8 protein-coding genes are annotated in these 16,275 nt (G+C 42.4%); 5 read left to right on the top strand and 3 right to left on the bottom strand.

Features of this window, described 5'->3' with window-relative positions; genetic code table 11:
* Positions 1-17: 17 nt before the first annotated feature.
* Together AB4Z08_RS07725 and AB4Z08_RS07720 are read left to right on the top strand one after the other, a co-directional pair.
* Positions 18-3,920: a PAAR-like protein gene (locus tag AB4Z08_RS07725; RefSeq protein ID WP_441573152.1), complete on the top strand. Its 3,903-nt coding sequence runs from the start codon at positions 18-20 to the stop codon at positions 3,918-3,920.
* A gap of 7 nt (positions 3,921-3,927) precedes the next feature.
* The gene (locus AB4Z08_RS07720; RefSeq protein WP_441573151.1) at positions 3,928-5,055 is read left to right on the top strand and encodes a hypothetical protein; all 1,128 of its coding nucleotides are present in this window, start codon (positions 3,928-3,930) and stop codon (positions 5,053-5,055) included.
* A gap of 2 nt (positions 5,056-5,057) precedes the next feature.
* Here the strand turns inward: AB4Z08_RS07720 and AB4Z08_RS07715 are convergent, their stop codons facing one another.
* From AB4Z08_RS07715 to AB4Z08_RS07705, 3 genes are all read right to left on the bottom strand, one after another.
* Positions 5,058-7,958 (bottom strand): hypothetical protein, encoded by a 2,901-nt coding sequence (locus AB4Z08_RS07715; protein ID WP_441573150.1) that lies wholly within the window; start codon positions 7,956-7,958, stop codon positions 5,058-5,060.
* 22 nt (positions 7,959-7,980) lie between these two features.
* Positions 7,981-10,053 (bottom strand): tail fiber domain-containing protein, encoded by a 2,073-nt coding sequence (locus AB4Z08_RS07710; RefSeq protein WP_441573149.1) that lies wholly within the window; start codon positions 10,051-10,053, stop codon positions 7,981-7,983.
* Positions 10,054-10,222: 169 nt separating this feature from the next.
* Entirely contained in the window at positions 10,223-10,864 is a 642-nt protein-coding gene (locus tag AB4Z08_RS07705) for a carboxypeptidase-like regulatory domain-containing protein (RefSeq protein WP_441573952.1), read from the bottom strand.
* A gap of 252 nt (positions 10,865-11,116) precedes the next feature.
* Here AB4Z08_RS07705 and prs point away from each other — a divergent pair, with 252 nt between their 5' ends.
* The 3 genes from prs to AB4Z08_RS07690 all read left to right on the top strand — a co-directional run bounded on the left by prs (position 11,117) and on the right by AB4Z08_RS07690 (position 16,272).
* Entirely contained in the window at positions 11,117-12,049 is a 933-nt protein-coding gene (gene prs, locus AB4Z08_RS07700; RefSeq protein WP_441573148.1) for a ribose-phosphate diphosphokinase, read from the top strand.
* A gap of 109 nt (positions 12,050-12,158) precedes the next feature.
* Positions 12,159-12,605 (top strand): GNAT family N-acetyltransferase, encoded by a 447-nt coding sequence (locus AB4Z08_RS07695; protein WP_441573147.1) that lies wholly within the window; start codon positions 12,159-12,161, stop codon positions 12,603-12,605.
* Positions 12,606-12,738: 133 nt separating this feature from the next.
* The gene (locus AB4Z08_RS07690; protein ID WP_441573146.1) at positions 12,739-16,272 is read left to right on the top strand and encodes a SusC/RagA family TonB-linked outer membrane protein; all 3,534 of its coding nucleotides are present in this window, start codon (positions 12,739-12,741) and stop codon (positions 16,270-16,272) included.
* The last annotated feature ends 3 nt before the right edge of the window (positions 16,273-16,275 follow it).

Below are 16,275 nucleotides of genomic sequence, written 5' to 3'. Positions count from 1 at the left end.
GTAAATACAATGGTAAGATGGCTGATAAACATTTTGTCGTACAGGGAGCGGTGTGTCAATGTAGTTTCGGTAATACCACCAGTAAACTAAAGGTATCCGCTACCAATGAATATATCAATGACCATAGTGGCAGCTCCAAAGCGGTAGCCAGCAACATGGAAACAGGAAATCCCTTTACACCTGGAACATTCGGGGGATGCACATTTTCGCACAATGCCTGCACACCGGCCATTACACAATGGCTGGGATTCTCATCCAACATCACCCTCTCCAATGGTGGAAAAGTATTAACAGAAGATAGTACCGCTATTTGCGCCGTATCGGGAAGCCCCTGTATCAGCGTCAGCGATCACGGCCAAACTACCGGTATTACGCCTCCTCCGGGCGGGGAAACGGCAACAGCAGGTGCGCAGGCACCCAACCCACTATCCTTCCCGCAAACCAATCCCCGGGAAGTGCCGCGTATAGAGCAGATCGGCCTCAAACTGGAACATCGCTCCCCTGCGGCAACTTTCAGCAGTACTAGAATAAAAGACAATACCATCCCGGATATCACTGTCAGAATAAACGAACCATTATTTTTCTACATAGAAAAGTATGAGAACCCTGACAAAGCAGATGAATCAAAGGTAAACTGGAAAGTATTCGATAACCATAGTAATAACACCACGCTGCTTTCATTTGAGAAAAACGGGCCTTATCTGTGTATCAATCTTGATAGAGCTGGAAAGTATCGTGTGATGGCTTATGGCGATGAACAGATAAACATGACAACCTACCTCGATATAACAGCCGGAAACAACTCACTTAAAGATAAATTCAATGTGATAGATAGTACCGGGAAAATAACCAATACTTCTGTCGGGGAGTACCGGCTTCAAAAGGGAGAACCGGTTACCATAGCGGCAGTATATGAAATAACACCTGCCACTACATTCGAACAACAAAATGTGTCCATGCAGATTACAGATCATTGCAATAATATTATTGCGATAGCAAACACAGATAGCATCAGCTTTACTCCGCCCAATGCTGCAGCAACCTATTTTGTTAGTGCCACCATGTGTAATAACAATTATCCACAGGTAATTACACATGCACTCCTATCAGCAAACAAAGCAGTAATATCAATAACCAACCATCTGATCAGACCCCGCACGTCACTGAATTTGCATGCATCAGCCATTATAACTGACAGCATTCCAATTTCAGCTAATGCGGCTACCACAACGTGGCTACTGAATGGTAAAGAGGTGGGTATCGGTCCATTCATTAAACTCGATGGCGATACCCATTTTACCATCCCCGGGAAATACCTTATTGAAGCCCGTCTAAGTTACCTGCTAACCAGTAATAGCGCACAAAAAGCAGTTACAGAGCATGGCCAATGGGAACTGGAAGTCAAAAACAATGAACTACTGCAAATCAAAGTAGTAAATGGTATCACCAACTGGATAGTAGGCAAACATTATACGCTATCAGCGCAAACACTAATGCCCTATGATGAAGCACTGGATGGACCAATTATATGGACCCCATTCGGAGCTGGTAGCAATACATTGGGGAACGCATCTGCCGGACATAATGGGCAATTTACCATAGTTGCCAGATTAGGCAAATCACAAAAAACATTGGAAATTAATGCCGGATACGCCACCGTTACCCGTTGGTGTTTTGCTGATCAACAAAACATTTATAAGCCCACCGCTGGATGGAAAGAAAATATCAGGATCATTATTAACTGCCCTGCCGCAGCAAATGAAAAAGTAAATCTTCATCTGCTGCAAAGCAACCCCGCCAACAGAATTTATCATATCAAAGACCTGGGAATAGTGAGCTTTGATGGAACTGGAGAATTGAAACTGGATATCAGTACCTACAGCCTGAAACCATTCCTAACAATGTTGAGTTTTGAATGGGACACTTTCAATATACTGTTTGCTATTGCGCAAATAGCAAACAGTATCCAGTTCTCCGATATGAAAACAATTACATGCAATGGCAAAAAATACTGGTTCCCTCAACAGCAAAGCAACAGACGAACAGCAGAAACAGGCAGATACCTTCGGATCAGGGCAAGAAAGGAAATTGTATCCGTACATTTTTATGATAACCATCATCAACCAGCCTATAAAGTTTATAAATATGGAGAGAAAATAAAAGTACATATCCAAACAAGTAACCTTGCTGGCGAAAAACTACTGATACAGGTTTGGGAAAATAAATTCAAAGACGAAGACAAATGCCTCCTCAGCAGCAGTATAAAGGTAGAGGATAGTGAAATATGCCATATGATAATAGATACACACTCGTTGAAAACCGGAAACATACTGGAAGACAGCTTCTTTCGCTGCTTCTATGTAGTCATAAAATCCGCGTCTCACAAATATCTTTATCCTGCTGAAATAGCAGACCAAAATACCTTTAATCCCAATAGCATCAGCTTCTATCAGCATATTAAACTCTCGGACAAACTGGATAAACTAATTAATAAACTTAGCAAAACAAATGCACCCGTAGTACTTGGAGAAACCTTAGGGGAAGATATTTTTACTAAAGGTTGTCCCAGATGCGCTGAAAACATTACCACATCTCAACTGATAAAAATATTCCCCAAGGCCAATAAGGCAGATCTGCAATCTGTAGCTGATACTTACAACCGCTATATGAAATCAACAGGTATGAATACCTGTTGGAATAAAGCGCACTTCTTTGCACAGGTAGGAATAGAAAGCGGCATGCGTCTTCATATAAAACATGGCGAAAGCTTCAATTGGTACTGGGAGGATTTAGGTAAACATTTCTCTCCATTCAAAACCCCCGATGGCAAAAAGAAGGCCCGGGAATGGGGCAGGAGTGTAAGAGTTCCTGCTAATCCCGGTGTTAGCGATGAAAATCAGCAAAACATTGCCAACTATGTGTATGGCCCCGACACAACTAAAGGTAAAACCCTTGGCAATATATCAAAAGGAGATGGCTGGAAATTCAGGGGAAGAGGGCTCATACAGATTACCGGAAGGGATGCATATGCCTACGCAAACAGCTATGCCATCAGGGAAAATGCAGATATTATCAGCCACCCCGATCTTGTTGCCAACGATATGAAGATAGCAACCCTATCAGCTATGGCATTCTGGAAATGGAAAGGCTTACAATACATTGCCAATAACAGGGGAATCACAGCAAAAATCAGCAAGGCTGTTGGTAAAGAAGTTATTTCCGGAGGAAAAAGCAATTACATAGAAAAGAAACATCTTTTCGAAAACAATACTGCGATCATATTCAAGGTCGGATCCTGTCAATATGGGATAGCCCCTGAAGGAAGTATAAACAGGTACTCCATCAATGTAGATACGTTTGATTATAAATTTGTTCAAAGCAATCCTGCAAGCAATAAATATCAATACGATTTGTATGTTTCCGGCACGCCAACAAAATCATTTATACTGGAGAAAAATGACCACGGCCTTGTTCCATTTCCGGAAACCGGGCCCAATTGGGGACGATATGGCGACAGAGATGGGGGAGATGATAACTATATCGCGCCAGGCATAGCAGCTCCGCTATTGGGGTTTTTCTATTCATTACCTAAAAATGGATATAAAGAGAAACTATACTTCAATGACATCTCGGCCAGCAACAAAAGAGATCTGGGACATAAAGGACATATTAATGGTAACGATATTGACATCAGGTATCCTGGCAGTACAAACAGGAAGCAGGCGGTACTATGGAGTGAAGCGAAAAATGCGTATGGGTCAGAGAGGGAGTTTACGACAGTGTTGGAAAATATTTTAAAAATAGCCGGCAGATGGGGGTTTAGAAAAAATTATGGATATAAAACAGGCATTAAAAATACTACGGGCACTGCAACAACTATACATAAAAATCATTTTCACATAGGCCTTAGAAACCAATAACCATTCAATGAAAAAGATATATCTATCACTTGTAAGTAGCACTATGATTATAGTTACAGCCTGCCAAATGCAGAATAAGCAAATTCAATCACCTACTAGTCCAGAGAGTAATGAACCCGCTAAAAAAGTTTACAATATGAATATCGTAGAAATTAAAAAGCATTTAGCATTACAAGAACGTATGGAAGCGTCTGAGGATACTATCTACGAGATTTACAACTATACGACAAGTGATGTGGAAATTTCACTACCTATCATAGCTCAGGGATTAAAAGAAAAGAACTTTGTAACACTGGACTCAACAGATTTTAATGAAAAAATAAAGATGATTTTTGGCGATATATTTAATGAAGAAAATAGTAATGTAAAGCTTCGCAATAAATTCAATACTGTACTTATTGATCCCACAAATAAAAAAGAAGATGAATTTGACTATACCATTGATAATATCTTCATTTCAAAAGAATATAAATTCATTACGTATGTACCACTCCTTGGGGACTTCGTCAATTTCACGGATAGCGATCATTATACAATAGAAATCAATCCACCACTCATCGCACGTAATAAATACCTCTTCAACAACAGCCAACCCGATCTCGCCTACCTCCTTCATGAAGACACGCTTTTCCTCAAAACACTTGTCAAATCCTTTGGCTATACCAAAGAACCTAAAATAAATGATCTTGCTATGAATGATTACCTGGACTTAGATGATAACCACATTGCCACCGTAGGAGAAATAATCTTCGTAAAAAACGTCAAGGGCAATTTGGAAATAAAAGAAGAACTCCTTAAATGGATTTCAGACCATACACTGGTAAACGATAATAGAATGTTGAAAGCACTGGACTGGTACGCTACTGCATTATATGACAACAGTGATAATAGCATCTTCAGCAATAATCCATTCCAGTGCTTCTCTCTTAACGAAAAAAGAAAAATTGCGGCTTATATCGCCAATACTTATGATCCGCTCTACTACAAACTAGCACCAAAGAACCCTCGCATTTGGCCAGCAGAAGCTGTTCTGGAGGGTTTACTCGTAACCGATCAAGGACTGGCAGACTACCTTAAACAACAACATTATTTCTCATTGCCAGCGCTACAGCAGGCAATGGCATCTTTCGAATAATTTTACGGCTGACTTTTGGAAATGATATACCAGTTTCCACCAGCTGCCTGAATAGTAACTCCCAGATAGGCGACATTGGATACAAAGGTGGTCGCATTATCCAGTTTCTGCCCGGTTGCAGGTTTTATGGTCATACCACCAGATGTGCCGGTTCCTAAAAGTTTGATATTATAAATACGTCCGACACAGGTAGTCGCATCAGGAAGTGTAACGGAAATATTTGTACTGGAAGAAGCATCTGCTAATACGGTATAATCAGCGTCTGTTAAAGTGGTGTTACTGGTGATAATTTTTATAGTTTTTGCTACCGATCCATTCACCTGTAAAGTGGAGGTCGGAGCATTTGTAGCTATTCCTACATTACCGGTTGCTGTGATACGGAGCCTTTCCGGCTGGGTAGTTCCACCTTGTGCTATACCAGTGTGAAAAGTCATTTCTCCCGGACTAATCGCATTGGTACCGCCCCTTAATTTAATTTCTGCTCCTCTGGAAGATATGGTACCATCTGCTCCGCCAAAAATACTCACATCACTAATGGAATTATTGGAGCTGATGGTGGTAGTCACCAGGTTGTTAAAAGTACCTCTTCCAGACCAGAAGGAATTGCCCGCACCATCTATCCGGCCTACTTCTGTTATGCCACCGTAGAATTTGAAGCCATTCGTCGCATTGTTCTGAGGTACTGCCAGCCACATGTTAGATGATTCAACACCCAGACTATAATCCCCCTGGCTACCACTCATCACCGGATTTAGCGTTATTTTCGTACCAACACTGCGGGTATTAAAAGTAGGAGCATTTAAACCGTTACCAAACAATATGTTATTGGAAGTAGTGTTGCTTAAATTAACCAGTCCCCCATTATAAAAAAATTCCGCCGGTTTTACGGTCAGGAAATTGGTGAAATTGGCTACTGTATTTGGTACCAAAGTAATATTGCCACTATCACTTGTTAGATACATATCAGTATTACCTGAAGCGCTTTTCCCTATATATCCAACTCTCGTTTTCGCATCATTTTCGTAAAATGATAATACAGCCATGTTAGCTTTTCCTTTATCCGATCCTACAATACCAGAACCATTCAAGCTCAACACCGGCTTTGAAAAATAAAATTTAGCTCTGTCAGTTTGAAAATAGCTATAGTCGGTATTCAACGCACCTATTTCAGTATACCCATTGGGCAATTTGATTCGTAAGGTATTCTGTGTGCCCTGACTTAACTCAGTAGAATCGGTATTGAATGACAGTTTCAATGGCCTGGCTGTCGCGGCATTTGTAGTAACATTATCCACCCAGGAAGAAGAGGTTACATCTTTGGAATCAAAATACGCCACATACCAGGTGATATCGGTATCAGTGGGGCCTGTCAACCAAAAATAATTCACAGAAGAAAAGGTTCCTCCATCTCCCGATCCCCATCTGAAAATATAGTCTTCCCATTTTCCAGTTCCTTCAGTTTTACTTAGCCACCGGTCTATCCATGAAGATCCATGAGCATTAGACGCTTGTTGTATGGAGTACCCAACAGGTATTAATGCACGGATCCTGGTAATATGCGTTTTATTTGCAGTAGTATTAATCCCTGCCACAAACCCACCAAGTCCTGGTGATGATGGCAAACCCGTCTTATAATCTATCTTAAGATAATAGCCCGAAGAATTGGGCACTGCATTAGATAAAACAGTGTTCGTTCTGGTCATGGTAACCGCGTTTCCTCCCAAATTGTTATAGACTGAGGTAGAATTCAGCCCTGTCCGGAATTCAGGATCGGCGAATAATTGCCTCCCTTCAAAAGAATTCCATAATTGATTAACCCCTCCGTTTGAAGAATTCGCAAAGGGTAGATGTATGTATTCTGAGGTTCTGATTCCACCACCCGTAATGTCCATTTTACTCCTTGGATTAGTAACACCTAACCCAACAAGGCCCCCCGGTGTAATTCGCATAGTTTCTTTCCATCCAATAGCATCATACCCCCAAAATGCCAATCCCGGGTATCCATCAGCATTATTGGCTGTTAATTGAATGTTAGCAGCCTTACTCCCTGCGGGATCTTCCAAAACTATACTAGCCGCTAAACCATCTGACCCAGGCTTAAGTAACGAAAAACGGCCTTCTGTTCTCATCACACCTGTTACCCAACTACCAGCGGATTGTGCAATGGCATTCTGATTCCGGATATAGGCTTTATCTCCATAATCTTTAAATAACAACTCTCTCCAGGCGCTCCACTCTTGCCTGGTATCATCTTTAGTTCGGATAAAAGCACCATTCGGACCGAGTAATTCACCATCCCAGTTTATAGCAAAATCGAAGCCCGTAGGTCTGATAGCACTTCGTAAAGCAAATCCATTATAATAGATTTTATTCCCCTTTCCCTGAAAGGCCTGATCAGATAACGCCGGCATATCGGCTCCTCTGTAAGCGTCATATCCGATGATTTTTCCAGCCGTCCAATTATTATACAGCACACTGTCATCATAAGCTATCGTCCTGAAATTGGTACTACTTAAATCATACCGGCTATCCCCCCAACTGCTTAAGTCCAGTTTCACAGCTAATGTTGTCCCATCCATCTTCCGGTAATACAAAGAATCATTTGATCTGTATAAGGTATCCACTGCTGTTTTCACCAGTGTTCCCAACTGGATTGTATCCTGCCCTACAATCGCCAGTGAATTCCCCAGCAATTTCATCCTCATTTTTCTAAATTCTGTTCGTCCTTTTCCTTTATTAAAAAGAACACCTAGCGTATCCTGCGTATGATTCTCAATAATCAACTCTGCGGTATCACAGGCACTGTAAATACGGACACTGTCTGCGCGGATCTGGTATACAGTCTGGGCATAGGAAACGCTGCTTAGCAAGCAAAGCAGGAGCGTACGGAATAAAAATTTCATAGGATATATGATATTCAATTATTTATTTGGATGTGTGTTCTTTATTAATTTGTTGTTCCAGTTTTTCTACTCGGGCATTCAGCTCCTGTACACTTTTCAACAATAGCCCCACTGCATTCATCATATCCAGATGATCATGTTTCTCACCCGAAACGATGGATGGTTCATCATCTGCAATGATACCTACTACTTTTTTCCCTGGGTCTTTTTTGTACTCGAACTCACGGATTTTCAAGCTGTCTATTATGCGGGAGGCATTTAATTCACAGGTTTTTATATTCATTTTCAATGCCCGTAAAGAAGACTGATAGAAGCCGGTAGAAGTTACACTTCCGGTTACTATTTCATTTCCTCCTACGGTAAGATTTCCGCCCAATGCACCTGTGCCGGATATATTAAAATTTGCAGTTTGAGTAGAAGTATTGTTTTTGATAAAATTGGCAGAGCCATCAACCAGGTAACCGGCGGCATCTGTTCCTATTGCACTCAGGTTAAAGAACTTCGAAGTCCCTGCTTCCAACTTAATATTTCTTGCCTTTATCCTCAATACACCAACATAATTAATTCCTGTACGTGGACCAAGTACAATATCTCCACTATCAGGAGCATCAAACCATAACCGATATCCCTTCACCCCATCAACAGCTGTAACATTATCACTATACAAACCATATCCCTGCTGCCAATCCATCAACTGATTCTGTGTTGATAACGGTCTGTTAAAAGTGATTAAATTATTACCCGTTTGATTACCAGCACCCAGAATATCCGATAACAAAGGCATTTTACTTACTAAATATCCATTTGCATCAGTTCCTAAAACACCCACATTGCGAAACTCAATAAACCGATAACCTATACTATCAATTCCAAATCCTTTTGAATTAGTAGCAGAAGAACCTCCTCTTATCACCACAGGCAGATATTTGGCCGGAGAAACAGTTCTGTCAGCACCTATAAATGTTGCTGCACCGTATATCATCCCAACTTCTGCCGCTACTCCCCTTACAGTGGTGTCTGCCCAGCCTTTAAATCTACCCTGACCAGCCCATTCAGATAATCCAACTCCACTTATCCTTCCAATCTCTGTAGCCCCTCCATAGAATTTGATGCCAAAGGTGCTATTTTGTTGAGGCACTGAAAACCAGGTGTTGGATGATTCTACTCCCATTGCGTGATCTACTGATGCACTACCAACAGTATTACCCAATACTAATTTTGTTCCCACACTTCTGGGAAGAAAAGATGGAACACCTGTACCACCGCCTACAAAAGATAACATGTTGGACGTTGCATTTGCAAGTGTAACAGTGCCTCCACTATATAACAAATTGTTTGGCTCTACACTCAAATAACCTGTCAGGGAATTATTGTTGGGATAGATATTTACTTTCCCCTGGTCACTTATCAGGTAAACATCTTTATTTGATTTACTCGCCATGCCTACCAATCCCATTCTCGTAGCTCCATCACTCCGCATGAACTGCAGATACGACTGTGTAAAATCAAGCGTATCGATTCCCCTTATCTTCGAAGTATTACCTCCAATAAACCCATATGGCATATCAACAACGCCACTCCCTGAATTTATTTCCATTCTTTTCACCCAGGTAGATCCACTGTGTATCCAGGTAGATACCCCCGGATTTACATCACCATTTAATTGGAAAATAGCTCCCCTCGTTTGAATGGCATTAAACAACGCCAGGCCACCCGAAACGGCATCACTGCCATCTCTCTTTACCTGAAATTGTGCAGTACTGAATCCACTTCCCGATACAGAAAATCCTCCCGGCTGGTTTATTGCTGTTTGAAGTCTTACAAACCCAGTCCCCAGTGCAACCGTATCTTGCCCCACAATCGCCAGCGAGTTATCCGCCAGCATCTTCAGCCGCAACTTCCGGAACTCCGTTCTGCCTTTACCCTTGTTAAATAAAAAACCGGTAGTATCCTGTGTATGATTTTCAATAATCAGTTCTGCGGTATCGCACGCGCTGTAAATACGAACACTATCTGCGCGGATCTGGTATACGGTCTGGGCATAGGAAACGCTGCTTAATAAACAAAGCAGCACCAGGCGGAATAAAAATTTCATAGAATAAACAGCTTGTTGGTATAGGATCTTTTAATGATGCTTACTATGTTGGGTCAACTGCTCAGCAAGAGTAATGCGAGGCAAATATATAAATAATTACATGTTGATTGGCGATATATACCGCTGATAAACAAGTACGCCAGGTGATTGTCACCTGGCGTATCTATTTTTATGGTTCTTTCTTTTCTAGCTTCTGTTTCTGGTAAGTTTCAAATGATTGCTTGATATATAACATCAGGTCATATTCCGATGCACTATTTAAAAACTGATACCCCGGTCGGTATTTATACATAAAAGAATCCAACTCGGGACTTTGCAGCTTGGTCATTTTTCCTACCAGCTCCGGAGAATACCGGTAGTCAATAAATTTCTCTTTCTCCCAATAAAGCAATTGCTCGTGAAACTGCTCTTTCCGCTTGCGTACTTTACTCGGAACAAGATAAGTTAATGCCGTGATAGGGTTAGCTGGCAAGGTTTTCAGCACATCCATTGCCCCAGGCTTATGATAATTAAAATACCGTCCGTATTCATCACGTAAGGCCATCGAGTCATTACGATAATTCTTTCCATGTATGTTTACCCCCTGCAATTCAAACATCCGTTTCTGCAGATATACTTCTTGTGAAGAAGATAACATGGGAGCGATGACCAGCTTTGGCGCATAGCTCAACATGGAAAATTCAAGCGTATCCCCGGGAATAGCCTCAATATAAAAACGGCCACTTTCATTACTGAGTGTTCCCGTCATAGTCCTCTTGTTGACAATTGAAACAAAAGGCAATCCCGTTTTGGTCTCCTGATCCGCTACCATTCCAGACAACCGCACCTGTGCGACTGTAACCTGCAGGCTAATGAAAAAGAAAAAAAACAGTGCTCCGATATATGCTGTAAAACGAATCATGAATATAGTAATCCTTCAAATTTAATGTTCCACCCGCAAATGAAAAGTTAAAAAACAGGGGAAATGACAGTGCTCGTGCGCAAAAATATTAATTATCAACATTATAAATATCCCCCTAATCACTTATTTTTACGATTATCTCAGATATATCCTGTAAAAGTCATGCCACAGAAGATCATTTTTGCTACACAGCATTACCAGTATTTAAAAAATAAGATACTGTCAATCACAGGTACTACCTGGGAAAATGGGGAATTAGAGATACGCGATTTTCCAGATGGGGAACATTATCATCGCATATTGAGCAATGTAAGCAACAAAGAAGTGATCCTGATAGGAGGGACTATAGACGATAAAGCAACACTCGAATTATATGATCTTGCCAGCGGTTGTATACAGCTGGGGGCTTATTCTCTCACTATCATCATTCCTTTTTTCGGATATTCCACCATGGAACGCGCAGTGAAATATGGAGAAATTGTGAAAGCCAAAACACGCGCAGTACTATTTTCTTCTCTCCCTAATACCTCACGTGGCAACAGGATTGTGATGATCGACCTGCATGTGGATGGCATCACCTGGTATTTCGAAAACGATGTGCGCCCGGTTCATTTATATGCAAAAGACTTTGTAAAGGATGCTGCTATGGAACTCGCTGCCGGAAAGCCTTTTGTGCTCGCCAGCACCGATGCCGGCAGAGCTAAATGGGTGGAATCCCTGGCCAATGACCTGCATGTACCCGCTGCCTTCGTATTTAAACGCCGGATCTCTGGCGATGAAACAGCCATTACCGCTATCAGCGCCGATGTAAAAGATAAAACTGTTATCATTTACGATGATATGATCCGTACAGGAGGCTCACTCATCCACGCGGCAGCATCTTATCATGATGCCGGCGCCGCAGAGATCTGTGTAATAACCACCCATGGCATCTTCGCAGGCAATGGCTTCGAAAAAATCAAACAAAGTGGCCTGATTAAAAAAGTAATTTGCACAGATACACACCCTAACGCGCTCACCATAAATGACGACATGTTGCAGGTGAAATCCGTTGATCAACTTATCGTCAATTATTTTAATTCGCAACATCCCTAAGCCCCTGTTGGCAAGCTATTTGTCTTTCAAACACTTGTGGGCTACTGTAGCAGATAAACAGCCCACCAGCCAATTGCTTAAATGCGGCACGTAAACCTAAGAAACAAACATGCTTGATTTTCGTATACTCGAATACGGTAGTTGTGACTATCACACCATGGTAGACCTTCGTAATGAAGTGCTACGAAAACCACTTGGAATAAGCTTTTCAGCGGCCCAGCTGCAACAGGAAATAAATGACATTTTTATTGCCGGATTCACTGAAATAAACACTAAAGAAACTATGGTCGGTTGTTGTGTGCTTACGCCCATCAATGAAAACACGGTGCAGCTAAGGCAAATGGCAGTATCACCCGCTTTACAGGGAAAAGGTGCAGGCAGAGAAATTATTGTATTTGCAGAAGAATATGTACGTAACAATGGCTTCGATGAATTAACCATGCATGCTAGAAAAGAAGCCGTGGGATTCTATCAGAAACTAGGCTATGAATCTTGTGGAGAAGAGTTTACAGAAGTGGGCATTCCGCACTACGAAATGAGGAAAAAACTTAAATAATAATTTTTTTGCTTCTGCAACCCATTGTAGAAGCACTTTTGATTGTATTGTTATATTGATGGACAATCAATACAACAATAGACAACAAAAGATTTCTGGCAAAAAATTTTGTAATCAAATCTTTAATTATACAATGAGAAGCCATGTACTAGCCTGGTCGGGGCTGTGCTATGCCTTTTTCTGCTATACCTCCAGCAGCGCATACGCAAAACCCGAAGGGTATCTCACAGCAAAACTGCAAGCTGATACCACCGTTCCGGTAGTGATTAAACCCGCTGCAGCTGATTCAAGTATCAAACAAAAACAAGATACCACGAAGCCGAAACAGGATACCGCACAAAAAGCGCAGCCTGCTCAGGATACTACCAGACCTAAGCAAGATACTACCGCCAAATCAGTTCCTGATTCCACTAAAACCACTACTGCCGCTCCTAAGGAAGATACCGCACTCATCCTCCCTCCGGATCCGGCTACCGCAAAAAGTGAAGTCGGGAAATTCTCACTCACAGGTACAGTGAAAGATGATAAAGGAACTCCGATCCCCGGCGCTATCATCCGTAATAAAACCACTAAATTAAATGCCCAGACAGATCCTACCGGAAATTATACCATCAAGGCAGGCATCAGGGATACCATACTGGTAACAGCAACTACTTTCGGTGAACAAACCATTCCCATCGAAAAAAGAGGCGAACTGAATATTACCATGGTGCCCTCCAATGCTACTAAAAAAGTGTTGGGAGAAGTGGTAGTAACCGCCCTCGGTATTAAAAAGAATCCCCGCTCAGTTGGCTATGCCCTGCAGGAAGTAAGCGGTGGCGCGGTACAGGAAGCCAAAGAAGTGAACTTTGTAAACGCACTCACTGGTAAAGTTGCCGGTGTACAGGTAAGTACCAACACCGGATCCATGGGTGGTTCCAGCAAAATTACCATCCGCGGCGTCAAATCAATTCTGGGCGACAACAATGCCTTCTTTGTACTCGATGGTGTCCCTATGATGAATAGCATCACCAACGCAGCAGGCCAGCAAAACGGCGGCGGTGGATACGATTATGGTAGCCCCCTGCAAGATATCAATCCGGAAGACATCGAAAATATATCAGTACTGAAAGGCGCTGCCGCCACCGCATTGTATGGCAGCCGCGGCGCAAATGGTGTAATGCTTATTACCACCAAAAAACGCCCGGACGCTGAAAAAGGCATTGGCGTCACTTATAGCCTCAATGCACAGGTTGATCAGGTAGCAGTACTCCCAAAATACCAGAACGAATACGGCGGCGGTACTGCCGGCAGCTTCGATACACTCTATTACAATAAGAACCCGGAAGGATTCCTCAATCAGCAAAGCGCCACCTACGATGACAATAACGGGAAAGGCAGATACGACCTCCTGCCTAAATATGCAGTAGACGAATCATGGGGACCCAAACTGGACGGCCGCAAAATCCGCCCTTACTGGTCATGGGATAAAAATAAAAACAATCCTTACTTCGGACAAACAGACACCTGGTCTGCTCATCCAAACAATGTAAAAGACTTTTACAAAACGGGATTCACCCTCACCAACAATATATCCATGGCCGGCAGCAACGACAAAGGCTCCTTCCGCTTGTCCTATGGCAATATGGATCAAAGCTTTGTGCTGCCCAATGCTACCAATAAAAGAAATAACCTTTCTGTAAATGGTAACTACGAAATTACAAAGGGAGTAAGAGCGGTGGCTTCCATCAACTATACTTCACTGAGAGTAAAAGGCCGCCCCGGTACCGGATTCACCGGACCTAACCCGACCTTACAGTTCACCATGTACGGACAACGTCAGCTGGATATAGAAAAAGAAAAAAGATATAAATACGATGATGGTTCCCAGATCACCTGGAACCGCAGAGCATGGAATGACCCCAGTATTTCCTCCAGCAATGGCCCATACTGGAATCGCTACATGGATTATGAAACAGATAGCCGCAACAGGTTGTATGGATATGCAGGCGTAGATATCGATGCTACCAAATGGCTGTCTTTCACTGGCCGTGTATTCATGGATGATTATAATACACTGGAACAGGAACGAACCGCGCAGGATTATATCCCGGGTACTTACACCAAACGACTCCGTACGTCCCGTGAAATGAACTATCAGGTAACAGCCGATATAAAAAAGAATTTCGGAGAAGACTTTCAGTTGAATGCGACAGTTGGTGGTAATATCATGCATCGGTTATGGACAACTACCGGCGGTTACACCAATGGTGGGTTTATTATCAAGGATATCTACAACCTCAATAACTCACTGCAAACAGCAACCCCCATAGATGAATACTTCGAAAAGCAGATCAATTCAGCATTTGCTACTGCCAATCTGGGTTATAAAAACCTCCTGTTCCTCGACCTGACCGGCCGTAGCGACTGGACCTCTACATTGTCTAAAGGCAATAACCAATACTTCTATCCTTCTGCTTCTGTTTCCTTTGTATTCTCTGATTTGCTGAAAAATTGGAAATGGCTGTCATTCGGTAAACTGAGAGGTAGTGTGGCCGCCGTGGGTAATGACGCAGACCCTTACCGCACAACTAATATGTTCAATTATGTGCCGCCATTTGATGGTAATGCCATCGGTCAATTCAATGGCACCTTTAATAGCGCCGATTTGAAGCCGGAACGTACCACGGAAATAGAAACAGGAGTGGAAATGAAATTCCTGGATAACCGTATCGGTCTCGATCTGACATATTACAAACGTGTTACAAAAAATCAAATCATCGCCCTCCCAACTTCAACGCCAAGCGGCTATTATAGCGCCTATCTAAATGGCGGTAGCGTGGAAAACAAAGGGGTGGAAATAGGCTTAAACCTCAACCCGATTCGCCTGAAAGGTGGCTTCCGTTGGGATATCAATGCCAATATTTCATTCAACCGCAATAAACTGCAGAATCTTGATATCCCTCAATACAACACCTCATTGCCTATCTTAACTATCGGCACCGACCGCCGTACACAGAAGGTATCTGTGGTGGCTGAAGTAGGAGAGGCCCTCGGAACACTTCGCGGTACCGATTATACTTATGTAAACGGACAAAAATTAGTCGACTCTTTAGGACGATATGTGCCCAGTGCGATCAAAAACATTGGTAATGCTTACCCGGATTATGTAGGTGGTATTACTAACACCTTCTCTTATAAAGGTTTTTACCTCTCCGCACTGGTCGACTTCCAGCACGGCGGTAGCTTCTTCTCTTACACCAATCTTTATGGAGAAAAATCTGGTTTGCTGGAAAGCACTGTAACTAATGGAATACGTGAAACCGGCGTGGTTGCTCCTGGCGTTACAGCTGACGGAAAACCCAATACGGTTAACATCTCAGCACAAGACCACTTCAAGTATAACGGTGGTAACGCTATCAGTACAGCCAACCTGTACGATGCCAGTTACATTTACCTGAGAGAAGCCAAACTTGGCTACAACCTGCCGGAATCATGGTATAAAAAGATTGGTGCGCAAAATGTCCGCGTATCCCTCTATGGTCGTAACCTTTGGCTGATCAAGTCCAATGCCCCTAACGTGGACCCGTCCAACATCCTCAATTCCGCCTCTAATATCCAGGGAATTGAAGGTGGAGCATTGCCTTCCCTCCGCTCTTATGGTATTAACCTGAATGTATCATTCTAAATT

The sequence above is a fragment of the Chitinophaga sp. RAB17 genome (genome assembly GCF_052114225.1).
Taxonomy (GTDB): Bacteria; Bacteroidota; Bacteroidia; order Chitinophagales; family Chitinophagaceae; genus Chitinophaga.
Note: the sequence above shows the minus strand (reverse complement) of the source record. Positions and strands in the feature narration are given on the sequence as shown.

What these genes read in the sequence shown, in the direction of transcription:
- AB4Z08_RS07705 (WP_441573952.1), bottom strand. Translation starts at nt 10,864, where the DNA reads ATGGTAGCGGATCAGGAGACCAAAACGGGATTGCCTTTTGTTTCAATT.
- AB4Z08_RS07695 (WP_441573147.1), top strand. Translation starts at nt 12,159, where the DNA reads ATGCTTGATTTTCGTATACTCGAATACGGTAGTTGTGACTATCACACC.
- AB4Z08_RS07725 (WP_441573152.1), top strand. Translation starts at nt 18, where the DNA reads ATGGCTGATAAACATTTTGTCGTACAGGGAGCGGTGTGTCAATGTAGT.
- AB4Z08_RS07715 (WP_441573150.1), bottom strand. Translation starts at nt 7,958, where the DNA reads ATGAAATTTTTATTCCGTACGCTCCTGCTTTGCTTGCTAAGCAGCGTT.
- prs (WP_441573148.1), top strand. Translation starts at nt 11,117, where the DNA reads ATGCCACAGAAGATCATTTTTGCTACACAGCATTACCAGTATTTAAAA.
- AB4Z08_RS07720 (WP_441573151.1), top strand. Translation starts at nt 3,928, where the DNA reads ATGAAAAAGATATATCTATCACTTGTAAGTAGCACTATGATTATAGTT.
- AB4Z08_RS07690 (WP_441573146.1), top strand. Translation starts at nt 12,739, where the DNA reads ATGAGAAGCCATGTACTAGCCTGGTCGGGGCTGTGCTATGCCTTTTTC.
- AB4Z08_RS07710 (WP_441573149.1), bottom strand. Translation starts at nt 10,053, where the DNA reads ATGAAATTTTTATTCCGCCTGGTGCTGCTTTGTTTATTAAGCAGCGTT.